This window comes from Rhodopseudomonas rhenobacensis (assembly GCF_014203125.1).
Lineage (GTDB): Bacteria > Pseudomonadota > Alphaproteobacteria > Rhizobiales > Xanthobacteraceae > Rhodopseudomonas_A > Rhodopseudomonas_A rhenobacensis.
In genome coordinates, this window is sequence record NZ_JACHIH010000001.1 from 169,546 (window position 1) to 190,646 (window position 21,101).

At 66.1% G+C, this 21,101-nt stretch carries 21 protein-coding genes and 1 riboswitch; of the genes, 7 read left to right on the forward strand and 14 right to left on the reverse strand.

All coding sequences use genetic code 11. The annotated features are described in order from the left end of the window. Positions 1–234: 234 nt before the first annotated feature. The 4 genes from HNR60_RS00805 to sdhC form a co-directional block, all read right to left on the reverse strand. A complete protein-coding gene (locus HNR60_RS00805; RefSeq protein WP_184253231.1) occupies positions 235–1,017 on the reverse strand; it encodes a succinate dehydrogenase iron-sulfur subunit in 783 nt (260 codons plus the stop codon). 77 nt (positions 1,018–1,094) lie between these two features. Beyond that, on the reverse strand, positions 1,095–2,918 hold the full coding sequence (gene sdhA, locus HNR60_RS00810; protein ID WP_184253233.1) for a succinate dehydrogenase flavoprotein subunit: 1,824 nt from the start codon (positions 2,916–2,918) through the stop codon (positions 1,095–1,097). Between the two features lie 3 nt (positions 2,919–2,921). Further along, a complete protein-coding gene (gene sdhD, locus HNR60_RS00815; protein WP_184253235.1) occupies positions 2,922–3,344 on the reverse strand; it encodes a succinate dehydrogenase, hydrophobic membrane anchor protein in 423 nt (140 codons plus the stop codon). Further along, entirely contained in the window at positions 3,341–3,739 is a 399-nt protein-coding gene (gene sdhC, locus HNR60_RS00820) for a succinate dehydrogenase, cytochrome b556 subunit (RefSeq protein WP_184253237.1), read from the reverse strand. Before sdhC ends, sdhD begins: the two co-directional genes overlap by 4 nt. Before the next feature lie 362 nt (positions 3,740–4,101). Between sdhC and HNR60_RS00825 the strand changes: the two genes are divergently transcribed. Together HNR60_RS00825 and HNR60_RS00830 are read left to right on the forward strand one after the other, a co-directional pair. Next, positions 4,102–5,088 (forward strand): cation diffusion facilitator family transporter, encoded by a 987-nt coding sequence (locus HNR60_RS00825; protein ID WP_184253239.1) that lies wholly within the window; start codon positions 4,102–4,104, stop codon positions 5,086–5,088. Positions 5,089–5,533: 445 nt separating this feature from the next. Beyond that, entirely contained in the window at positions 5,534–6,757 is a 1,224-nt protein-coding gene (locus tag HNR60_RS00830) for an ABC transporter substrate-binding protein (protein WP_184253241.1), read from the forward strand. 83 nt (positions 6,758–6,840) lie between these two features. Here HNR60_RS00830 and HNR60_RS00835 read toward each other — a convergent pair whose 3' ends face one another. From HNR60_RS00835 to HNR60_RS00860, 6 genes are all read right to left on the reverse strand, one after another. Beyond that, a complete protein-coding gene (locus HNR60_RS00835) occupies positions 6,841–7,278 on the reverse strand; it encodes a DUF2023 family protein (protein WP_184253243.1) in 438 nt (145 codons plus the stop codon). After that, positions 7,257–7,739 (reverse strand): flavodoxin FldA, encoded by a 483-nt coding sequence (fldA, locus tag HNR60_RS00840; protein ID WP_184253245.1) that lies wholly within the window; start codon positions 7,737–7,739, stop codon positions 7,257–7,259. Before fldA ends, HNR60_RS00835 begins: the two co-directional genes overlap by 22 nt. 325 nt (positions 7,740–8,064) lie before the next feature. Beyond that, positions 8,065–8,457: an MAPEG family protein gene (locus tag HNR60_RS00845; protein WP_184253247.1), complete on the reverse strand. Its 393-nt coding sequence runs from the start codon at positions 8,455–8,457 to the stop codon at positions 8,065–8,067. Between the two features lie 78 nt (positions 8,458–8,535). After that, positions 8,536–9,624, reverse strand: a complete 1,089-nt coding sequence (locus HNR60_RS00850; RefSeq protein WP_184253249.1) for a lipocalin-like domain-containing protein — start codon at positions 9,622–9,624, stop codon at positions 8,536–8,538. Beyond that, complete coding sequence (locus HNR60_RS00855; protein WP_184253251.1) at positions 9,614–12,082, reverse strand: FtsX-like permease family protein; 2,469 nt, start codon at positions 12,080–12,082, stop codon at positions 9,614–9,616. Before HNR60_RS00855 ends, HNR60_RS00850 begins: the two co-directional genes overlap by 11 nt. After that, complete coding sequence (locus HNR60_RS00860) at positions 12,079–12,732, reverse strand: ABC transporter ATP-binding protein (protein ID WP_184253253.1); 654 nt, start codon at positions 12,730–12,732, stop codon at positions 12,079–12,081. The genes HNR60_RS00855 and HNR60_RS00860 overlap by 4 nt, the downstream gene beginning before the upstream one ends. Before the next feature lie 221 nt (positions 12,733–12,953). Here HNR60_RS00860 and HNR60_RS00865 point away from each other — a divergent pair, with 221 nt between their 5' ends. Then, on the forward strand, positions 12,954–14,204 hold the full coding sequence (locus HNR60_RS00865) for an ATP-grasp domain-containing protein (protein WP_184253255.1): 1,251 nt from the start codon (positions 12,954–12,956) through the stop codon (positions 14,202–14,204). Positions 14,205–14,213: 9 nt separating this feature from the next. Here HNR60_RS00865 and HNR60_RS00870 read toward each other — a convergent pair whose 3' ends face one another. Continuing rightward, positions 14,214–14,381, reverse strand: a complete 168-nt coding sequence (locus tag HNR60_RS00870; protein ID WP_184253257.1) for a hypothetical protein — start codon at positions 14,379–14,381, stop codon at positions 14,214–14,216. Between the two features lie 190 nt (positions 14,382–14,571). On the opposite strand from HNR60_RS00870, the gene HNR60_RS00875 reads away from it, so the two are divergent. Beyond that, on the forward strand, positions 14,572–14,814 hold the full coding sequence (locus tag HNR60_RS00875; RefSeq protein ID WP_184253259.1) for a hypothetical protein: 243 nt from the start codon (positions 14,572–14,574) through the stop codon (positions 14,812–14,814). Positions 14,815–15,082: 268 nt separating this feature from the next. Here HNR60_RS00875 and HNR60_RS00880 read toward each other — a convergent pair whose 3' ends face one another. The 3 genes from HNR60_RS00880 to HNR60_RS00890 all read right to left on the reverse strand — a co-directional run bounded on the left by HNR60_RS00880 (position 15,083) and on the right by HNR60_RS00890 (position 17,825). Next, the gene (locus HNR60_RS00880) at positions 15,083–15,379 is read right to left on the reverse strand and encodes an ATP synthase subunit epsilon domain-containing protein (RefSeq protein ID WP_184253262.1); all 297 of its coding nucleotides are present in this window, start codon (positions 15,377–15,379) and stop codon (positions 15,083–15,085) included. After that, complete coding sequence (locus HNR60_RS00885) at positions 15,379–15,672, reverse strand: hypothetical protein (protein WP_347339283.1); 294 nt, start codon at positions 15,670–15,672, stop codon at positions 15,379–15,381. Before HNR60_RS00885 ends, HNR60_RS00880 begins: the two co-directional genes overlap by 1 nt. 116 nt (positions 15,673–15,788) lie before the next feature. Next, on the reverse strand, positions 15,789–17,825 hold the full coding sequence (locus HNR60_RS00890) for a TonB-dependent receptor plug domain-containing protein (RefSeq protein WP_184253264.1): 2,037 nt from the start codon (positions 17,823–17,825) through the stop codon (positions 15,789–15,791). 112 nt (positions 17,826–17,937) lie between these two features. After that, positions 17,938–18,151: riboswitch (cobalamin riboswitch) on the reverse strand. 240 nt (positions 18,152–18,391) lie between these two features. Between HNR60_RS00890 and HNR60_RS00895 the strand changes: the two genes are divergently transcribed. Genes HNR60_RS00895 through HNR60_RS00905 form a run of 3 tightly spaced genes read left to right on the forward strand, consistent with a single transcriptional unit; the run spans position 18,392 to position 20,954 of the window. Then, positions 18,392–19,342, forward strand: coding sequence for a FecCD family ABC transporter permease (locus HNR60_RS00895; RefSeq protein ID WP_430694857.1), 951 nt, complete (start codon positions 18,392–18,394; stop codon positions 19,340–19,342). Then, complete coding sequence (locus HNR60_RS00900; protein WP_184253266.1) at positions 19,339–20,121, forward strand: ABC transporter ATP-binding protein; 783 nt, start codon at positions 19,339–19,341, stop codon at positions 20,119–20,121. The genes HNR60_RS00895 and HNR60_RS00900 overlap by 4 nt, the downstream gene beginning before the upstream one ends. Next, positions 20,118–20,954: an ABC transporter substrate-binding protein gene (locus tag HNR60_RS00905; RefSeq protein ID WP_347339284.1), complete on the forward strand. Its 837-nt coding sequence runs from the start codon at positions 20,118–20,120 to the stop codon at positions 20,952–20,954. The genes HNR60_RS00900 and HNR60_RS00905 overlap by 4 nt, the downstream gene beginning before the upstream one ends. Positions 20,955–21,101 lie beyond the last annotated feature (147 nt).

Here is a 21,101-nt window from a genome sequence, read left to right on the forward strand (position 1 = left end):
CCCGGCCCCCTGGCGGGGGGGTGGGGGGGGCGCCGCTCCGGCATAACGCGGCGCCCCCTCACCCGGCGTGCCAAGCTTCGCTTGTCACGCCACCCTCTCCCCGCAAGCGGGGAGAGGGGCGGATGTTGCGCCGCTGCGATAAACTTCGATATTGGTCGATTGGGTTCGCCCTAGCGGTGCCGAACGCGCAATCACGTTCTGCAACGCCGATTGCGCGGCGGAAGGCCGCGCGCGTCAGATCTGCCGTTCCACCAGCTTCAGCTTCAGATTGGCGATGGCTTCCGAGGGGTTCAGGCCCTTCGGGCAGGCCTTGGCGCAATTCATGATGGTGTGGCAGCGATAGATCCGGAACGGATCTTCCAGATTGTCGAGCCGCTCGCCGGTGGCTTCGTCGCGGCTGTCCTTGACCCAGCGGGTGGCCTGCAGCAGCGCCGCCGGGCCGAGGAAGCGGTCGGAATTCCACCAATAGCTCGGGCACGAGGTCGAGCAGCAGGCGCACAGGATGCATTCGTACAGCCCGTCGAGCTTTTCGCGGTCCTCGTGGGTCTGCCGCCATTCCTTCTGCGGCGTCGGCGTGATGGTCTGCAGCCACGGCTCGATGGAAGCGTATTGCGCGTAGAAATTGGTGAGGTCCGGCACCAGGTCCTTGACCACCGGCTGGTGCGGCAACGGATTGACCTTGACCGCACTGTCCTTGACGTCGTCCATCGCCTTGGTACAGGCCAGCGTGTTCTCGCCGTCGATGTTCATCGCGCAGGAGCCGCAGACGCCTTCGCGGCAGGAGCGGCGGAAGGTCAGCGTCGGATCGATGTTGTTCTTGATCCAGATCAGGCCGTCCAGCACCATCGGCCCGCAGTCGTGGGTGTTGACGTGGTAGGTGTCGACGCTGGGGTTCTTGGTGTCGTCGGGATTCCACCGATACACCTTGAATTCGCGGGTTTCGGTCGCGCCCTCGGGCTTCGGCCAGGTCTTGCCGCTGGTGACCTTGGAATTTTTCGGAAGCGCGAATTCAACCATTTGTCTCACCTTTCGTCAGTCGGGTGCGCTCGCTCGCCGCTCGCGCCCCGCATGACGGGCTGTGTTGCTGCTGTCGATCAGTACACCCGCGCCTTCGGCGGGATGTACTGCACGTCGTTGGTCATGGTGTAGTCGTGCACCGGGCGGTAATCGATCGTGGTCTCGCCACTGTGATCCATCCACGCCAGCGTGTGCTTCATCCAGTTCTTGTCGTCGCGCGCCGAGAAATCCTCGCGGGCATGGGCGCCGCGGCTCTCGGTGCGGTTGGCGGCGGAGTCCATCGTCACCACCGCCTGCACGATCAGATTGTCGAATTCCAGGGTCTCGATCAGGTCGGAATTCCAGATCAGCGAGCGGTCGGTGACGTGGATGTCGGAGATGCCGCTGTGCACGTTGTGGATCAGGCCCTTGCCTTCCTGCAGCACTTCGCCGGTGCGGAACACCGCGCAATTGTTCTGCATCACGTGCTGCATGTTTTCGCGCAACCGCGCGGTCGGCGTGCCGCCCGACGCGTAGCGATAGCGGTCGAGCCGGCTCAGCGACAGTTCGGCGGAATCCGCCGGCAGCTCCGGCTGCTTGCCGTTCGGCGTCAGCTTCTCGGCGCAGCGCAGCGCCGCGGCGCGGCCGAACACCACGAGGTCGATCAGCGAATTGGAGCCGAGCCGGTTGGCGCCGTGCACCGAGACGCAAGCCGCCTCGCCGAGCGCCATCAGGCCGTGCACCACCGCGTTGTCGTCGCCGTCCTTCTTGGTGACGACTTCGCCGTGATAATTGGTCGGGATGCCGCCCATGTTGTAGTGCACGGTCGGAATCATCGGGATCGGTTCGCGGGTGACGTCGACGCCGGCGAAGATCCGCGCCGATTCCGAGATGCCCGGCAGCCGCTCGTGCAGCACCTTGGGATCGAGATGATCGAGGTGCAGGAAGATGTGATCTTTCTTCTTGCCGACGCCGCGGCCTTCGCGGATCTCGATGGTCATCGCCCGCGACACCACGTCGCGCGACGCCAGATCCTTGGCGGAGGGCGCGTAGCGCTCCATGAAGCGCTCGCCTTCGGAATTGACCAGATAGCCGCCCTCGCCGCGGGCGCCTTCGGTGACCAGACAGCCCGAGCCGTAGATCCCGGTCGGGTGGAACTGGACGAACTCCATGTCCTGCAGCGGCACGCCGGCGCGCAGCGCCATCGCGCCGCCGTCGCCGGTGCAGGTGTGCGCCGAGGTACAAGACGCGTAAGCACGGCCGTAACCGCCGGTGGCCAGAATCGTGGTCTGCGCCCGGAAGCGGTGCAGCGTGCCGTCGTCGAGCTTCAGCGCGATGACGCCGCGGCAGACGCCCTGATCGTCCATGATCAGGTCGATGGCGAAGAACTCGATGTAGAATTCGGCGGAATGCCGCAGCGCCTGGCCGTACATGGTGTGCAGCATGGCGTGGCCGGTGCGGTCGGCGGCGGCGCAGGTGCGCTGCGCCTGGCCCTTGCCGTAGTCCAGCGTCATGCCGCCGAACGGCCGCTGATAGATCTTGCCGTCGTCGGTGCGCGAGAACGGCACGCCCCAATGCTCCAGCTCGTAGACCGCCTGCGGCGCGTTGCGCACCATGTATTCGATGGAATCCTGGTCGCCGAGCCAGTCCGATCCCTTGACGGTATCGTACATGTGCCAGCGCCAGTCGTCCTTGTGCATGTTGCCGAGCGCCGCCGAGATGCCGCCCTGCGCCGCCACGGTGTGCGAGCGGGTCGGGAACACCTTGGTGATGCAGGCGGTGCGCAGGCCCGCCTCGCTGCAGCCGACCACGGCGCGCAGCCCGGCGCCGCCGGCGCCCACCACGACGACGTCGTAGCTGTGGTCTTCAATGGGATAGGCGTGGCCGTTGATGGCCGGCGCGCCGTTGCCGTTCGCGGCCATGCGTTACACTCCGGATGACAGTTTGAAGATCGCGAAAATCGCGGCCAGCGCCACGGCGATCGAGAAGAAATTGTTGGCCATGATGGTGACCAGCTTCAGCTTTTCGTTCTGCACATAGTCCTCGATCACCACCTGCATGCCGATCTTCATGTGCACGGCGCTGGCGATGATGAACAGGATCAGGGTCAGCGCGATCAACGGCGAGCCGATGATCTGCGCCGCACCAGCCTGGTTGCGGCCGAGCAGCATCATGACCACCACCACCACCGGCAGGATCAGCAGCGTCATCGCCACGCCGGTGATGCGCTGCTGCCAGAAATCGGATGTGCCGGAGCCGGCGGGGCCGAATTTGCGGACCTTGCCGAGCGGCGTCCGCATGGTCTTGGCGCGGCGCGGCGTCGGGCCGTGGGATTCCTCGACGCTCATCGTGCGCCTCCGAGCGTGAAAGCGACGATCCACAGCAGCACGGTGAGCACCACGCCGCCGATCAGCGCCGCCCAGGTCAGCGATTCGCGTTCCGCGGAGGTGAAGCCGTAGCCGAGATCCCAGATGAAATGCCGCACGCCGCTGAGCATGTGATGGATCAACGACCAGGTGTAGCCGAACAGGATCAGCCGGCCGATCCAGCTGCCGGTGAAGGCCTGCACGGTGGCGTAGGCGCTCGGGCCCGCCGCCACGGCGATCAGCCACCAGGCCAAAAGGATGGTTCCGAAGTAAAGCGTAATGCCGGTGAGCCGGTGCACGATGGACAACGCCATCGTCAGGCTCCAGCGATAGGCTTGCATATGCGGCGAAAGCGGACGTTCGATCCTGGCTGTCATCGGCTGCTTACGGTTTGCGGGGAGCGGACAGCCCCGGCCGGGGCTCGCCTTAAACTCGGGTCTATTTACGAACAGGATACAATCAGTGCAACGGCGAAATCACATTATACGAATGGCGGTTCAGACTTTGGTCGATACGGAGTTGTTCGTCGCGTTTGCATTGCACTGCAGCATGAAATTCGCACAGGCCGCGCGGTGAAGCGGCCGGATTTGTGAAGCGCGATTCACAACCCACGGCAGTCGACCGCCCCTGTCGGCCCCGGCGGCGCTGTCTTGCCCGCGCGGGGTGATAGTATTCGTTTGTGAATGTTCTTATGTCGGCACGTGTCGCAGCGCCGCGGCATCGCGCGTCAGCAGGACCGATGAGCCAACATCAGCATCACGATCACGACGGCCATGACCATGATCAGCACGATCACGACCATAGCCCCGGACATTCGCACGCCCACGGGCCCGGCGGCCACAGCCATGCGCCGAAGGATTTCGGCACCGCCTTTGCCATTGGGATTCTGCTCAACACCGGCTTCGTGATCGGCGAAGCGGCGTTCGGCTACGCCAGCAATTCGATGGCGCTGGTCGCCGACGCCGGCCACAATCTGTCCGACGTGCTCGGGCTGTTGGTGGCGTGGTCGGCGGCGGTGCTGTCGAAGCGGCCGCCGTCGCAGCGCTATACCTATGGGCTGCGCGGCTCCTCGATCCTGGCGGCACTGTTCAACGCCGCGTTCCTGCTGGTCGCGGTCGGCGCGATCGGCTGGGAGGCGATCCTGCGGCTGTTCGATCCGCAGCCGGTCGCCGAGGTCACCGTGATGGTGGTGGCGAGCGTCGGCATCCTGATCAACGGCGCCACCGCCTGGCTGTTCGCCTCCGGCCGCAAGGGCGACCTCAACATCCGCGGCGCCTATCTGCACATGATGGCGGACGCCGCGGTCTCCGCCGGCGTGGTGATCGCCGGTTTCCTGATCCTGCTCACCGGCTGGAGCTGGCTCGACGCCGTCACCAGCCTCTTGATCAGCGCGGCGATCTTCTGGGGCACCTGGGGATTGTTGCGCGACAGCGTCGCGATGTCGCTCGCCGCGGTGCCGCGCGGCATCGATCCGGCTGCGGTGCGCGGCTTTCTCGAGCGTTGCGACGGCGTGGCGCAGGTGCACGACCTGCACATCTGGCCGATGAGCACCACCGAGGTGGCGCTGACCTGTCATCTGGTGATACCCGCGGGCCCGCCCGGCGACCGCTATCTGATGCAGATCGCGCGCCACCTGAAGCAGGACTTCGCGATCGACCACGCCACCCTGCAGGTCGAGACCGACCCCGCCTCGGCCTGCGCGCTGGCGCCGGATCATGTGGTGTAGCAAGCGGCCAGGAAACGCGTAGAGCATTTTCGGTTGAGATTGAAGAATCCAAGACAAATGCCGTCGTCATTCCGGATCGCGAGTTCGAAGAACGAGCGAGCCCGGAATGACTGCCGGGGGGACTCTTGAAGCGCATCAATCCAACCCGAAAAGTCTCCTAAGTGTCTGACCGAAAAGCAGCGAGTAAAATCAGGGGTTTTTGTCATTGCGAGCCGAGCACGGCGCGTAGCGCTGGCCGAAGAGCGAAGCAATCCAGGGGCTTCTTGCGTGGCCCTGGATTGCTTCGTCGCAAGAGCTCCTCGCAATGACGGGTTGAATGCCTGATTTCATTGATCGCTTTTTCGGTCAGACACTAAGAAACGGCCAAGAAACGGCCAAGAAACTGCTGGGCAGCCGCAAAATTCTAAAATAGCCTGCCGATAATCAAAAATATCGGGAGGCTTTAATGAAATTCGGAATTCGGTCGATCGTTGCCGCGGCATCTGTGGCGTTGCTCGCCGCGCCAGGATCGATCCAAGGCGCGGTGGCCCAAAGCGCCGCCGGTCAAGGCGTCAAGATCGGCATCCTCAACGATCAGTCCGGCGTCTACGCCGATTACGGCGGCAAGTGGTCGCTGGAGGCCGCCAAGATGGCGGTGGAGGACTTTGGCGGCGAAGTGCTCGGCCAGAAGATCGAACTGGTCTCCGCCGACCACCAGAACAAGCCGGACACAGCCATTTCCATCGCGCGAAAATGGTACGACGTCGACGGCGTCGACATGATCACCGAGCTCACCACCTCGTCGGTGGCCCTCGCCGTGCAGGATCTGTCGAAAGAAAAGAAGAAGATCGACATCGTGGTCGGCGCCGCGACCTCGCGGATCACCGGCGACGCCTGCCAGCCCTACGGCTTCCACTGGGCGTTCGACACCCATGCGCTCGCGGTCGGCACCGGCGGCGCGCTGGTCGAAGCCGGCGGCGACACCTGGTTCTTCCTGACCGCGGACTACGCCTTCGGCTACGCGCTGGAAAAGGACACCAGCGAGATCGTCATCGCCAAGGGCGGCAAGGTGCTGGGCGCGGTGCGGCATCCGCTGAATTCGTCGGACTTCTCCTCGTTCCTGCTGCAGGCGCAGAGCTCGAAAGCGAAGATCGTCGGGCTCGCCAATGCCGGGCTCGACACCGCCAATTCGATCAAGCAGGCGTCGGAATTCGGCATCGTCGCCGGCGGCCAGAAACTCGCCGGTCTGTTGATGACGCTCAGCGAAGTGCACGGCCTCGGGCTGCAGGCGGCGCAGGGTCTGGTGCTGACCGAAGCCTATTACTGGGATCGCGACGACACCTCGCGGGCCTTCGCCGAGAAATTCTTCAAGCGCACCGGGCGGATGCCGAACATGATCCAGGCCGGCACCTATTCGGCGACGCTGTCCTATCTCAAGGCGGTGAAGGCCGCGGGCTCCAAGGACACCGAGGCGGTCGCCAAGAAGCTGAAGGAATTGCCGGTCGACGACGCCTTCGCCAAGGGCAAGGTGCTGGCCAACGGCCGTTTCGTCCACGACCTCTATCTGTTCGAGGTCAAGAAGCCGTCGGAATCCAAGAAGCCGTGGGACTACTACAAGCTGCTCGCCACCGTGGCCGGCGACAAGGCGTTCCCCACCGCGGCCGAGTCGGGCTGTCCGCTGACCAAGTAGCATGCTATCCGATCGGTGTCGTCCCGGGGGCAATGGGACGACACCGATCGGCCGTCGCGAAAGGCGACATGCTTCGCGGAGGGCTACATCGCAAGCCCGACCTGATCCGGCAGCGCGGCGAACTGATCCGCAGCAAACCCGAGCGGCGGCGCGCCCGAGATCTCAGCGTCGGCGGCCGCCGCGCGCGACAGATAGCGGGCGCATTGCATTTCGCGATCGTAGCCGAGCAGCACGCCGAGCATGAAATCATGCTCGGCCGACAACTCGCACAACGGCCGCACCATGAACTGGCGCACCGCTTTCACCGCCGGGCGGCTGCCGAACACCACATTGACCCGCTCGGGACAGGCCTCGTGGACGTGGTGGGCAATGCCGACGGCTTCCAGCCGCGCGATCACCTGCGCCGCGGCGGCGGCGCTCAGCGTCATCATCGCCAGCGGCCGCAGCCCTTTCGACAGCTCGTACAGATGATGGTTGAAGATCTTCAGCGCCGCGCCGTTCAGATCAATCGACTGACCCATTCTGTAATCCTCTTCTCGGTCTTGGAGGACTGGCTGTCCTGATCGAGCGCCAGGCCGACGAACTGGCCGTCGCGCTCGGCCCGGGAGCCGGTGAAGTCGTAGCCTTCGGTTGCGGTGAAGCCGACCACGGTGGCGCCCTGCTCGACGACCAAATCATAGAGCACGCCCATGGCGTCGACGAAGCAGTCCGGATAGCTGACCTGGTCGCCGGTGCCGAACAGCGCCACCTTCTTGCCGGCGAGCTTGGCCTGGGTGAGCTTGTCGAGATGGGCTTCCCAATCGGTCTGCAGATCGCCGGCGCCGTAGGTCGGCGAACCGAGGATCAACAGGCCGGGGCTCTCGAAGTCGGCGACGCTCGCCGCCTTGATGTCGATCGCGCGACCCTGGATGTGTTTGGCGATGCGCGAGGCGACCGCCTTGGTGTTACCACCGTCGGAACCGAAGATGACGTTGACGCTCATTGGTCTTCTTGTCGCAGGAGGGCGGATGAGAAGCCCGCGGCGGTTAGTCCGCGGCAACCCGGTGAAATCGAAGTCACGCGACCCTACGACTGCTGCGAGCAGGTCTCAATTTCAAAAATCAGTCTTTCTGAGTAAGTTTTGCTCACAACTACTTTTTCATCATAATAATTCCAAAGTAACAACGCGGACTATAACGATTCCAAAGTGATCGCGCGGGGAAACATCCGCAGAGTCGGGCTCTGAGGAGGGCTCGTGATTCGTGGTGGAGGACGTGATTGCGAAGGAGCAGCACTCCGGCGATGCGACGGTTAGTTTCCGCGGATCCTCACCAGCCGAATACCCGCCAGACGATGCCGACCACCGCGCCCGCCCATAGCAGCAGTGCGGCGACGGTCTGTACCGCGAAGCCGGCGCCGCGTTTGTTCGCGGCCTCGGCATATCCGACCATGTAGATGATGCGGCCGATGACCCACACCACGCCGAGCCCGGCGGCGAAGCCGTCGCTGAGATAGATCGCGAACAGCCACAGCGACGGCAGGAAGATCGGCATCCATTCCAGCGTGTTCATCTGCACCCGGAACACCCGCTCGAAGTCCGGCTGCCCGGTGGTCGCCGGCGCCTTGACGCCGAAGGTCATGCGCGCCCGGCTGACCTGCACCGTGGTGTAGAAGTAGAACATCACGGCCAGACAGGTGACGATCGCGGTGAAGTGGAACATGGCAAGGACTCCCTGACGTTTCTTTTGTTGTGGTTCGATGGATTGTCGAGTCGCGGGCTGTGGTTCAACAGCTTGGACTCAATATCCCGTCATCTCAAGATAGCCGACCCCGGCGTGGCTGCCGCGAATCGCGATCGGACCTTCCCAATAGGGAAAGCTGGTGCCCATCCAGCTTTGCGGGTTGAGCGGCGTGGTGTCGATCGCAAGCCGGCGCGGCGCGATCGCAATGCGCCAGGCGGTCGGCAGTTGCCGTTGCCCGATCTGGGTGGTGGCGGTCGGCGTGATGGCGATCGCGTCGGGCGCGAGCTGGACCGATTTGCCGTCGGTGCCGATCCAGTTGCCGGCGAAATAGTTGGCGCCATCGCTTTGCCGCAAGCGGAACAGCATCACCTTGTCGCCGGTTTCGAGATGCAGCGAGAACCAGTCCCAACCGGTCTGATCGGACGCCAGCGGCTGGCTCGACCATTCGCGGTCCATCCAGGCTTGACCTTTGACCTCGACCGCCTTGCCGTCGAGCGTGACGCTGCCGCTCGCGGCGAAATACGGCTGGCTGTAGTAATACGACGCCTGGCCGCGCTCGGACTTCTTGCTGTAGCCGCTGTCGCCCTGCAGCACCAAGGGACGCTCGGCGGTGAGCCGCAGCGCGTAGCTGAAATCCGCACCCGATGCGGCAACATCCAGCGGCGACAGCGTCGCGGGCGCCATCGCCTCCCCGCCCTGCATCTGCCAATTGTCGATCCAGGCGCGGAACGGCGTGGCCGTGACGCCGGCCTGGCCGACGCCGCCGCGGGCGAAGCGCTCGGCGGTGCGGTGCGTATCAGCGCTGGTCAATGCCGCATGCGCCATCCAGATCTGCTGATTAGCCCAGCCCTCTGGTTGCTCGCCCGGCCGCATCGCCTGGCGAAACAACGTCCACTGCACGCCATAGGCTTTGCCGGCTGCGTCCTGCAGGTTCGCGGTGAGGTACCACCACTCGATGCGAAACTCCGGATGCGCGCCGTGATCGAGCGGAAACGTCAGCGCGCGACCCGGCTCGACCTTCGCAAACTCGCCGGCGTCGCGGCCGAGCCCGGCAAAACCCTGCGCGCGCGCGTTGCGGCCGAGCGCCAACAGCGCGAGGCCGGCGGCGAAGCCGCGGCGCGACAGGCGGAAAAGACTATCGCTCATCGGCGAACACCTTGACCAATTGCGCCGGCTGCATCCGCAGCAAGTTCAGAATCGGCAACAGCGCCGCGAGCAGCGACGCCAGCATGGCGATGCCGACCAGTTGCACGAGTTGCTCGGGAAACACCTGGAACGGCAGCCGCCAGCCGAAGGCTTTGACGTTGACCACCGCGATCAGGCACCACGCCACCACGAGGCCGAGCGGCAGCGCCAGCAGCGCGGTGATCAGCGCCACAGATAGTGTCTTCATCAGTTCGATCACCGCCAGCTTGCGCCGCGTGATGCCGATCGCCCACAACGGTGCCAGCTGCGGCAGCCGCGACTGGCTTAGCGTCAACAGGCTGGTCAACAGCGCGACGCCGGCAATGCCGAGCGTGAAGGCGTTCAGCGCATTGGTCACCGCGAAGGTGCGGTTGAAGATTTTTCGCGACTCCGCTTTCAGCGCGGCCTGGTCGGCGAGGCTGCGATTGTCCAGCGCGAATTTCTCACGCAACGCGGTGACCAGCGCCGGCACCGCCGCGGGCGTGACCCGCAACCCAAATCTGGTCTGCGCGATGCCGGGAAAATGCGCGACCAAAGCCGCGATGGCGACGCCGAGCTGGCCGCGCGGATTGCCGTAATCGGCGTAGATCGCCACCACCTCGAGCGGCCACGAGCCTTGCGGCGTCGGCACCGCGACGCGGTCGCCGAGCTTGAGCTTCAGCCGCAGCGCCAATTGCTCGCTGATCAGCGCCGCCTCGCCGCGCGCCACCAGGTCCCAGGCGCCGGGAGAGGATTCCAGCAGCGGCCATTGCTCGCGATAGGTGGCGTGGTCGGCAAAGCCGATCAGATCGATCGGCCAGCCGCCGAGTTGCGCCTCGGCGCGGCTGCCGGGCAGCACCGCCTGCACCTCGGGACGATCGCGCAACCAGGCTTTGATCTCGACCGCCTGGGCATCGCTCGCGGCATTGAGATAGACCTCGGCGGCAAGCCGTCCGTCGAGCCAGCCGGTGAAGGTCTTGCTGAAGCTCTGCACCATGGTGCCGACGCCGACATTGACGCCGAGCGCCAGCAGCAGCGCCATCAGCGCCAGCGACAGCCCGGACAGTTGCATCCGGCTGTCGGCCCAGAACCATTTGGCGAGCGGTTTTCGCGCGACGCGTTCGCTCAGCAGCAGCACCAGCCCGAGCACCGCCGGCAGCGCCAATGCGGCGCCGAGCAGGATCGCCGCCAGCACCGCGAAGCCCGCCACCAGCGAATCGCCGAGCAGCAGGCAGCCGACGCCGCCGGCGAACACGATGAGCGCCAGCGCGCCCTGCACGATCAAGGCGGTCTGCTGCGCCTGCTGCCAGGCATAGGGCTGCGCGGCGGCGAGCACCGGCAGCCGGATCGCCTTGAGCAGACTGGCGGAGGCCGCACCCAAAGCGCCGATCACGCTGATCGCGAGGCCTGCGGCCCACCATTGCGGGCGCAGCGTCAGCTCGCCGGGAATCTGCGCGCCGTAGAGACCGCGCAGGCTGGCGGCGACGTCGGGCAGCAGCGTCGCGGCGATGAAGTAACCGCACACCAGACCGATCAATCCGGCGAGCAGCGCCAGCCCGACCAGTTCGACGATCAGCACGCTGTTGAGCTGCAAGGCCGAGACGCCGCAGGCGCGCAGCGTCCGCAGCATCGGCCGGCGCTGCTCGAAGGCAAGGCCAATGGCCGAATTGACGATGAACAGCCCGACCAGGAACGACAACAGCCCGAACGCGGTGAGGTTGAGGTGGAAACTATCAGTGAGCCGCTCCAGATCGGTCTCCGCATCCGGCTCGACCAGCCGCAGCGTCTCGCCGCCGGCAATCGACGCGAGCGGCGCGCGCGGGCCGAGATCGCGTTGGCCGAGCAACAGCTGGGAGATTTTTTCCGGCATGTTCAACAGCCGCTGCGCCACGCCGATATCGACCACCAGCAATCCCGGCACCGACTCGTTCTGCGGCGTCAACGGCGGCAGGGTGAGGCCAGTGTTGGTGAGCGGCGTATCGCCGGCCGCGGCTTTCAGTTCGGCGAGAGTGTCCGGCGCGATCAGGGTCTGTCCCGGCGGCGACAGAAAGCCCTGCAGCCCGGAGGTGCCGATCGCCGGCGCCGCGCTGGCCTCGATCGGCAAGGATAGCGGCTCGACGCCGAGCAATCGCAACGATCGCCCGCCGATCTGGATGCGGCCTTCCAGCATCGGCGAGACCGGCCAACCGGCGCGGCGCAGCTCGACGAAAATCTGCTGCGGCAGGCTCTCGCCGTTGCTGCCGACCAGCGTCGCGGTGCGGGCGCCGCCGAGCGCGGAGGCGGCGCGGTCGTAGCTGATGCGGGCCTGCTGGTTCAGCGCCTGCACGCCGCTCCACAACGCGGTGGCGGAGATCAGCCCGACCAGCAAGGTGGCGAGTTGCATCGGATGCCTGCGCCAATGGCTGAGCAGCACCGCGAGAATCCAGAGCGCGCGCTTCACGCGATCAGCCCGGCATGCAGATGCACCCGGCGGTCGAGCATCGCGGCGAGCCGCGCGCTATGCGTCACCATCAGGAAGCCGCAGCCGGTGCGGCTGACGAGATCGCGCGAAAGCGACATCACCTCGTCGGCGGTGGCCTCGTCGAGATTGCCGGTCGGCTCGTCCGCGAGCAGCAGCAGCGGCTTCACTGCCAAGGCGCGGCCGATCGCGACGCGTTGTTGCTGGCCGCCGGAGAGCTGCTCCGGATAACGCTTCAGCAAGCTGCCCAGCCCGAGCCGCTCGATCAGTTCGGCCTGCCAGGCCGCGTCGTGGCGGCCGGCGATGCGCGACTGGAACGCCAGATTGTCGGCGACGCTGAGGCTCGGGATCAGGTTGAACTGCTGGAACACCAGGCCGAGGTGATCGCGGCGGAACGCGGCGCGGCCGGCATCGGACAATTGCGAAATCAGCGTGTCGCCGAACCGCACTTCGCCGGCGTCGGCGGCGTCGAGCCCGGCGATCAGATGCAGCAAGGTGCTCTTGCCGCTGCCGGATTCCCCGGTCAGCGCGACGCTCTCGCCCGGGGCGACGTCGAGATCGACGCCGCGCAGCACGCTGACGCGGTCCGGCCCCGAGCGATAGGATTTTTGCAGCGCGCGCACGCTCAACATCAACGACACCAGGGGGGACTTGCCGTGCATCACGGCCGCGGCGTGCGAGCGGTCATCGGAACGAGCTTTCCTGCCAATGGCGTTGCACGGTCATATCGTGCGGCGGTTGCGGCATCGCAACTCGCGCGAGCCGCAATCGTGGCGAAATCGCCGCCTTAGGTATCTGGCGCCGATCCTGCGGATGGCTTGATCTCGGCCGCGGTTTCCCGCACATCGGCGCCATGGCCGATGCTCCGAGGCGACCGTTGCGGGTGCTGCTGTCCGAGGGCGGCAGCACCTCCGCGCGTGAAGCCATCACGGTGCTCGGGCTTGCTGGGCATCGCGTCGAGATCTGCGATCCGTCGCCGCGCTGCCTCGGACGGTTCTCCCGCTTCGTCGCCAAATTCCACCGCTGCCCCGGGCTCGGCCGCGATCCGGCCGGCTATCTGGCGTTCGTCGAAGATCTGCTGGCGCGCCGACAATTCGACGTGCTGCTGCCGATCCACGAGCAGGGCCTCTTGTTCGCCAAAGTGGCGCCGCGACTGCAGCGACGCACCGCGCTGGCGCTGCCGAGCTTTGCGGCCTACCGCCGCGTGATCAGCAAGGCCGGCTTCAGCCGTCTGCTCGACGAACTGGCGCTGCCGCAGCCGCCGACCCGCTTGGTCAGTTCGCCCGATGAGTTGCGCGAATTCGCCCGCCCGCCCTGCGTGATCAAGACCGCGATCGGCACCGCCAGCCGCGGCGTCTGGCTGGTGCGCGACACGGCTCAGCTCGACGCCGCGCTGCGCGAGCTCACCGCCATCGACGGCTTCGCCGACGACGTGCTGCTGCAGGATTTCGTCGAGGGGCCGGTCGAACACGCCCAGGCGGTGTTCGCGGACGGCGAATTGCTGGCGGTGCATGCCTATCGGCGGATCGCCGACGGCGCCGGCGGCGGTGCCGCGATCAAACAGAGCGTGCGGCGCGACGCCGTCCGCGCCGATCTGGCCAGAATCGGGAAGCGGTTGGCTTGGCACGGCGCGCTGTCGGTTGATTACATCCTGCCGTCGGAGAACGCTTCGCCGCGCTACATCGACTGCAATCCGCGGCTGGTCGAGCCGATGGGCGCGACGCTCGCCGGGCTCGATCTGGTCGATCTATTGCTCAGAATCTCGCTGGGGCAAAAGCCGCCGCCGCCGGCCGACAGCCGCGCCGGCGTGCGGACCCATCTTGGCATGCAGGCGCTGCTCGGCTGCGCGCGCCATGGCGGCAGAAGGCGCGAGCTGTTGCGGGAATGCGGAAATCTGCTCTCGCGACGCGGCCGCTACGCCGGCAGTCGCGAAGAACTGACGCCGGTCGGGCTGGATTGGCCGAGCGGCGTGCCGCTGGCGATGACCGCGGCGCTGCTGCTGGCGGCGCCGAGCCTGGCCGGGCCGCTCGCGGCGAAAGGATGGGGCGATCATCTGCTCGATGCCGGCGCGGTGCGCCGGATCGACGGCGACGAGGTCGGCTAGCGCCGCGCCCTAGAGATCGCGCTGCTCGTCGTCGCGGTCGGGTTCCGGCGCGCAGATGTCGCCGGCGGCATAGATGTCGTCGTCGTCGCTGGCCGGCCGCGGCGGCGGTTTATTGGGATCGATCTTGGCCGGTTTGGGCTTTTCGGTCTTCGGCCTGATTGCCATCAGTCCAAACATGATTAAATGGTCCTGTCTCACCCGGAGCGACAACCGGCTTTCCCCGGTCAACGTTCCGTGAACCCCAAATGTAACCTCTCTTGCTGTGCATCCCACCCCGGATCGGGCAGATCTTCCCTGCATTTTCCGCCGGATAGCTGATAAGCAAGGCACCGCCTGCAACGGATTCGCAAGGCCTACTGGAGTCACAATGAAGAAGCCGAAACTCGAACTCGACGAGCCGCAGCCCCGGAAAATCATTCGCGCCGACAAGGCGCCGACCGAGGGCTATTCGCTGGTGGTCGACGGCCATTTCAAATCGCATCACGACACTGTCGAGGCCGCCGAAGAGGCCGGCATGGCGCTGAAGAACCGCTATCAGATGCTGCAGATTCAGGTCTACGACGCGGTCACCAAGACCCGCTCGATGATCGAGTGGCCGGCGCCGGTCTGAGCCGTCGATGCTGCGATCTGCAGCCTGACGTCAAAGCCTGACGAATGCGCTTCAAGATTCCCAGTCTGTCATTCCGGGGCACGAGCAGCGTGAGCTGCGAGTGAGCCCGGAATCCATAACCACCGCAGGGGTTATGGATTCCGGACTTGCTCGTTCTTCGAACTCGCAATCCGGAATGACGGCTGCATTTGGGTTGGTCGCTTCAATCCAAAACGAAAATCTAGAATGCCACCAGCATAAAAAACCTCATCGTATTCCGGCGCTTCCGTCAGGTGCGGCGGCCGCCATTGACCTGGCTGGCCAGCCACTCGCCGAGCGCCGGGGTCTTGGCCGAGCTTTTGCCGGACTTGGCGCCGGATTTCGGCGCGCTTTTCTTCTTCGCCACCACGGTGCGCGCCGGTTCGGCGGCCTCGCGGGCCAGTCGCAGCGCCTTCAGCCGCGCCATATTGTCGATCACCGCCTTGGCCGCGGCATCGCGGTCGCTCCTGCTCGACTTGCCCTCGTCGGCAGCCTTGGCGGCTTTGTTGAAACGCGCTTCCGCGCGGTCGCGATCGTCTTTTGTCATCAGGTCGATTTCTTTTTCTTCGCTTTGGTTGGTTTCGCCGGCGGCGGATTGGCGCGGTCGGCCTCCTCTTTGGCCAGCCGGATGGCCCGCAAATTGGCGGTCCGCTTGCGGATCGCAACGTCGGCGGCGGCAATTTCGGCCATCGCCTTGACGCCTTCGGCGTCCTGGTTGCGCTTCCGGGTCTGGCGGATCTCTTTCAATTCGAGGGCCGATTTGGGTTCGTCGTTCATCGATATCCTCAAATCCGGGGGGAAGGGAGCGCGACAAAGGCCGCAGCTGCGCTGTTCTAACACGAAACGCCGCCCGATGCGATCAGGGAACCGGCTAAAATCGGCCTCATTTCAAAAAGGTAGCGAAGACGGCCCCGGCCGCCGCGACGGTGAAACCGGCGGGCGACCGGGGGCGCGGGTCAATTGGTCAATCGGACGCCGGCAAACACCCCGATGCCGGGCTGCAGGAAGCCGACCGGCACCTCGTAGGTCTTGTCGAACAGGTTATCGATCCGGCCGAACACCGTGACGTTTTGGTCGATCGTGTAATTGGCGGCGAGGTTGACCGTGGTGAAGGCCGGGGCGTCGAGCAGCGCGGTGCCGAAGCGGTCGTAGTCGAGCCACGAACTGGTATGAACGATCGAGGCGGAGACGGTCGCGCGCTCGACCGGGTTCCAGATCGCCGCCAGCGTCACCTTGTTGTCGGGGCGCCGCCGCAGCCGCAGTCCGGTGTTTTCATCGCGGGTCTGCGTGTAGGTGTAATCGGCGCGGAAGCGTAGCGTCTCGGTGGCCTGCAGCGCGACGAAGGATTCGACGCCGTAGGCCTTCGCCAAGCCGACGTTCTCGTAGGAATAGCCGCCGAGCGCCAGGTTGAACCCGGTCATCGAAATCAGGTTGGAAATCTCGTTGTTGAAGTAGGCGGCGCCGAAACTGGCGCGGTTCTGCCACAACGGCTGTTCGAAGCCGACGTCGAAGCCCTTGCTGGTCTCCGGCTTGAGATTCGGATTGGCGATGGTGTAGTAGGCCGGATTGTTGACATAGAGCTCGGTCAGCGTCGGCGCCTTGAATCCGGTGCCGTAGGTCGCCTTCAGCTTGGTATCGGTGAACGGCAGGATGAAGGTCGGCGCCACCCGCCAGGTGGTGTGGCCGCCGAAACTGTCGTTGTCATCGTAGCGGATGTTGGACACCAGAAAGACGTTGTCGGTGAAGGCCGACTGCAATTCGACGAAGCCGGCGCTGTCGCCGGTGAAGGCCTTGGTGTTCTTCTGCTGGTAAGCCCCGCTCAGATCATAGTCGCCGACCGAATCGGTGTGGATCGAGTCGTTCTGGCGCTCCAGGCCGAGCACCACCGTCTGGCCGTAGCCCGCCTCGACCACGCCGGTCCAGTCGAACTTCGTGCGCTCGCCGCGGTACGAACTCGGCGGCCCCACCCCATAGGTATAGGTCAGATTGTTGGTGGTGAAATCCGCATTGGGATTGACGGTGCGGTTCCACTGGTTGGCGTAGCTGACGCCGAACGTGCTCTTGAAGCGATCGCCGAGCGGAGTCCACACCGCTTCGCTGCGCGTCAGCAGATCGCGATTGGCCATCGAGCTCTGCAGATATTCCGGAAACGCGTTCGGATATTGCGAATAATCGTCCCCGGTGAAGCCCTTGTGCGCGTCGGTGTAGCGCCCGACGAAGCTGAGCGCGAGGTCGTCGCCAGCCCGCACGCCGAGCTTGGTCGAATAGGTCAGGTTATCGTAGATGTCGTTGTTGCGCTTCTCGCCCGGCGCCAGCAGGTTGAGCGGCGTCACCGCGACGTCGGTCGAGCGATAATGCGCGACGTTGAAGGCGTAGTCGAAATTGCCTTCGGAGCCGGAGGCGCGGGCGGTCTGGTTGAAGGTGCCGAACGAGCCGCCCTCGATGGTGCCCGTCAGTTTCGCGGGTCCCTGGCCGCGCTTGGTGGTGATCGAGATCACGCCGCCGATCGCGTCGGAGCCGTAGAGGCCGCTCTGCGGCCCGCGCAGCACCTCGATGCGTTCGATGTCCGAGGTCAACAGATTGGCGAAGTCATAAGCGCCGTTCGGCTTGCTGGGATCGCCGGCGTCGATGCCGTCGATCAGCACCTTGACGTGGTTGGAGTTGGTGCCGCGCATAAAGATCGACGTCGCGCCGCCCGGGCCGCCGGTGCGCACCACGTTCAGCCCCGGAACCATGGTCAGCGCGTCGCCGACGGTTCGGCGCTGGTCGCGCTCGATGTCGGCCGCGGAGATCACCGTCACCGAGCTTGCGATCTGGTCGACCGGGGTCGCGAGGCCGGTGGGGCTGACCACGATGGTCGGCAGCGCGGTGGACTGCTGTTGCGCCTGGGCGGCGCCGGTGGCGAGCGACAGCGCCGGCACCAGGCAACTCGTCGCCAGCAGCGCGTGGAAACGCCGCTGCGGCCGCGATGCGGCGGAAAGACAAAACGACATGGGTGGAAAACCTCGGGTCAAAGTCTGTGGCACGTCACAGCGACCAAAGCTTCACCCTCCGCTGCGCGGACCGATGAGGCCAATGTCTGCACCCCCCGGCCGACATCGTCGCGTGTGACCACGATTGACGGCAGGTCTCCTGGCTCGCGGGTCGTGGACCTTCCGTCGCCTTCCCAGGACCGAGTTTCCCAGTGGCATCAGACGAAAGACTAGCCGCTTACAGTTGCGGGGGCAGCCGCGGCATTGGACCTGCTCCGAGTGAGAGCCGGCCCGCACCGCATTCCCTTTTGATTCTCCGTAGAGGAACCGTCGCGACGATCTAAAGGCAGCGCCGACGCCCAAGTCAATCCGGCATTTTGGCGGCGTCGCGGTTCCCGCGGCGGCGTTGCAGAAATCTGGAGCGGCGGCTTGTTCCTGCTCGCAGGGCCTGTAAGAGCATCGGGCATGGCGCAACGCGAGGATGAGACGTGACCGAAGGCGCGCAACAGCTGGCGACGATCGAGACCGCGGCGGCGCGGCCGCGCGGCGTGATCACGCTGGCGCTATTGCTGATCGTCGGCCTCCTGATGCTCGGCTCGCTCGGCGTCGGCCCGGTGCGGCTATCGCCGCTCACCGTGCTCGGCGCCTTGTTCGGCGGCGGCGGCGAGGTCGAGCAGGTGATCGTGCAGCAGATCCGGCTGCCGCGCGCCATCCTCGGGCTCGCCATCGGCGCGATCCTCGGATTGTCCGGCGCCGCCCTGCAGGGCCTGCTGCGCAATCCGCTCGCCTCGCCGTCGCTGTTCGGCGCGCCGCAGGCCGCGGCGTTCGGCGCGGTGCTGATGATCGCGCTGGGCCTTGCCGATGTGCGGTCCTACGCGCTGCCGGTGGCGGCGATCCTCGCCTCTTTCGTCTCGGTATTCGCGCTGTTGGCGGTCGCCGGCGGCAACGCCGGGATGCTGCTGCTGATTCTCGCTGGGTTAGCGATCTCCAGCCTGGCGGGAGCGGCCACTGTGCTGGTGATGAATCTGGCGAGCAATCCCTATGTGGCGCTGGAGATCGCGTTCTGGATGCTGGGCTCGCTGGAAGACCGCAGCTTCCATCATGTCATGCTGGCGCTGCCGTTCATCGCGATCGGCGCGCTCATCCTGTTCAGCCAGCGCCACGCCTTCCGCGCGCTCAGCCTCGGCGAGGAGACCGCGCAGAGCCTCGGCGTCGACGTCGGACGGTTGCGGCTGTTGGTGATCATCGGCGTGGCGCTCGGCGTCGGCGCCGGCGTCGCGGTCACCGGCACCATCGGCTTCATCGGCCTGGTGGCGCCGCATCTGATGCGGCCCTTGGTCGGCCATGATCCGGCGAAGCTGCTGCTGCCGAGCGCGCTGTGCGGCGCCGCTTTGCTGCTCGCCGCCGACATCGCGGTGCGGATCATTCCCTCCTCGAGTGATATCAAGGTCGGCGTGCTGACCTCGCTGATCGGGGTGCCGTTCTTCCTCTACCTGATCGTGCGCGAACGCCGTTCGCTGGGCGGAGGCATGGCATGAGCGAGAGCGCCTTCCTGCTAGCCCGCGGGCTCGGCGTCGAACTCGCCGGCCGCGCCGTGCTGCGCGACGTCTCGCTGACATTGGCGCCGAAACATCTGGTGGCGCTGGTCGGACCGAACGGCGCCGGCAAGACCACGCTGCTGCGCGCGCTGGCCGGTCTGCTGCCGTCAACCGGCGACATCACGGTCGGCGGCGCGGCATTGACGGCGCTGTCGCTACGCGAACGCGCGCTGCGCTTCGCCTATCTGCCGCAAGGCCATGTGGTGCATTGGCCGCTGCCGGCGCGCGATATCGTGGCGCTCGGGCGCTATCCGCACGGCGCCACCGATCCGTCGCGGCTCGGCCCCATCGACGACGCCGCGGTGCGCCGCGCCATGCTGGCGACCGACACGGTTGGGCTTGCGGAACGCCGCGTCACCGAACTGTCCGGCGGCGAGCGCAGCCGGGTGGCGCTGGCGCGGGTGCTGGCGGTGGAAGCGCCGGTGCTGCTCGCCGACGAACCGACCGCCTCGCTCGATCCGCGCTATCAGCTCGACGTCATGCAATATCTGCGCGACGCCGCCGACAGCGGCACGCTGGTGATCGTGGTGACGCACGACCTCGGCCTTGCCGCGCGCTTCGCCGACAGCGTGCTGGTGCTGGCCGACGGCCGGCTCGCCGCGCAGGGCGCGCCGGCGGAGGCGTTGACCGACACGGTGCTGACCAAGGTGTTCCGGGTCAGCGCCTATCGGGCGCAACACCAAAGCGAAGCCGTGATCGTGCCGTGGGACGCCGCGTGAGCCGGCGCGTACCGCTGGCGGTTTTGGCATTGCTCGGCGCGATCCCTCAGGCCGCGGCGCAGCCGCTGCCGCGGATCGCCTCGACCAATGTCTGCACCGATCAGCTGTTGATGACGCTGGCCGATCCGGCGCAAATCATCGGCCTCAGCCCGTATTCGCGCGATCCGGCGCAATCCTTCGCCGCAGCCGAGGCGCGGCGCTACCGGCTGTTGTCCGGCGGCGCCGAAGACATCCTGATGCTAAAGCCCGACGCGGTGGTGTCCGGGCAATACGACAAACGCGCCACCCGCGAATTGTTGCGCCAGCAGGGCGTCCGCGTCGTCGAATTCGACGTGGTGCCGCCGTCGCTCGACGCCATCAAGCAGCAGATCGTCGCGATGGCCGCACTGGTCGGCCACCCCGAGCGCGCCGCACCCGCCGTCGCCCGGCTCGACGCCTCGATCGCGCGGGCGCGCGCGATGGCGGCCCACAATCCGATCCGGGTGCTGCCGCTGTGGCGGCGCGGCTGGGTGTCGGGCGCAGGCAGCCTGATCAGCCTGCTGTTCGCCGAGACCGGCCTCGTCAACGCCGCCGCCGATCTCGGCATCGCGTCGGGCGGCTTCGCCTCGCTGGAGGCGATCATCGCCGCCAGGCCGGATATTCTGCTGGTCTCCGACGGCGGCGATTTCGCCGAGGACGAAGGCACCGCGCTGTTGCTGCATCCGGCGCTGGAGCGGTTCTATCCGCCGTCGAAGCGGATCGTGCTCCCCGAGCGGCTCACGGTGTGCGGCGGCGCGATGCTGGCCGATGCGCTCGATCTCTTGGTGGCGGAATTGACGCGGATGTCTCGCTGACGCTGTTACGCGCGCCGACACATCACACAGCACCGTCATTCCGGGGCGCGAGGCCGAAAGGCCGAGCGAACCCGGAATCTTGCGCCAGGCACCGCGCTCCCCCAATTGCAGCGAGATTCCGGGTTCGCTCGAGCTGGCGCTCTCGCG

Coding starts and splice junctions, on each gene's coding strand:
- HNR60_RS00870 (WP_184253257.1), bottom strand. CDS start 14,381: ATGTTTGGACTGATGGCAATCAGGCCGAAGACCGAAAAGCCCAAACCG.
- HNR60_RS00890 (WP_184253264.1), bottom strand. CDS start 17,825: ATGTCGTTTTGTCTTTCCGCCGCATCGCGGCCGCAGCGGCGTTTCCAC.
- fldA (WP_184253245.1), bottom strand. CDS start 7,739: ATGAGCGTCAACGTCATCTTCGGTTCCGACGGTGGTAACACCAAGGCG.
- sdhA (WP_184253233.1), bottom strand. CDS start 2,918: ATGGCCGCGAACGGCAACGGCGCGCCGGCCATCAACGGCCACGCCTAT.
- HNR60_RS00900 (WP_184253266.1), top strand. CDS start 19,339: ATGAGCGAGAGCGCCTTCCTGCTAGCCCGCGGGCTCGGCGTCGAACTC.
- sdhD (WP_184253235.1), bottom strand. CDS start 3,344: ATGAGCGTCGAGGAATCCCACGGCCCGACGCCGCGCCGCGCCAAGACC.
- HNR60_RS00830 (WP_184253241.1), top strand. CDS start 5,534: ATGAAATTCGGAATTCGGTCGATCGTTGCCGCGGCATCTGTGGCGTTG.
- HNR60_RS00850 (WP_184253249.1), bottom strand. CDS start 9,624: ATGAGCGATAGTCTTTTCCGCCTGTCGCGCCGCGGCTTCGCCGCCGGC.
- HNR60_RS00845 (WP_184253247.1), bottom strand. CDS start 8,457: ATGTTCCACTTCACCGCGATCGTCACCTGTCTGGCCGTGATGTTCTAC.
- HNR60_RS00835 (WP_184253243.1), bottom strand. CDS start 7,278: ATGGGTCAGTCGATTGATCTGAACGGCGCGGCGCTGAAGATCTTCAAC.
- HNR60_RS00805 (WP_184253231.1), bottom strand. CDS start 1,017: ATGGTTGAATTCGCGCTTCCGAAAAATTCCAAGGTCACCAGCGGCAAG.
- HNR60_RS00880 (WP_184253262.1), bottom strand. CDS start 15,379: ATGACAAAAGACGATCGCGACCGCGCGGAAGCGCGTTTCAACAAAGCC.
- HNR60_RS00860 (WP_184253253.1), bottom strand. CDS start 12,732: ATGTTGAGCGTGCGCGCGCTGCAAAAATCCTATCGCTCGGGGCCGGAC.
- HNR60_RS00895 (WP_430694857.1), top strand. CDS start 18,392: ATGCTCGGCTCGCTCGGCGTCGGCCCGGTGCGGCTATCGCCGCTCACC.
- HNR60_RS00875 (WP_184253259.1), top strand. CDS start 14,572: ATGAAGAAGCCGAAACTCGAACTCGACGAGCCGCAGCCCCGGAAAATC.
- HNR60_RS00865 (WP_184253255.1), top strand. CDS start 12,954: ATGGCCGATGCTCCGAGGCGACCGTTGCGGGTGCTGCTGTCCGAGGGC.
- HNR60_RS00825 (WP_184253239.1), top strand. CDS start 4,102: ATGAGCCAACATCAGCATCACGATCACGACGGCCATGACCATGATCAG.
- sdhC (WP_184253237.1), bottom strand. CDS start 3,739: ATGACAGCCAGGATCGAACGTCCGCTTTCGCCGCATATGCAAGCCTAT.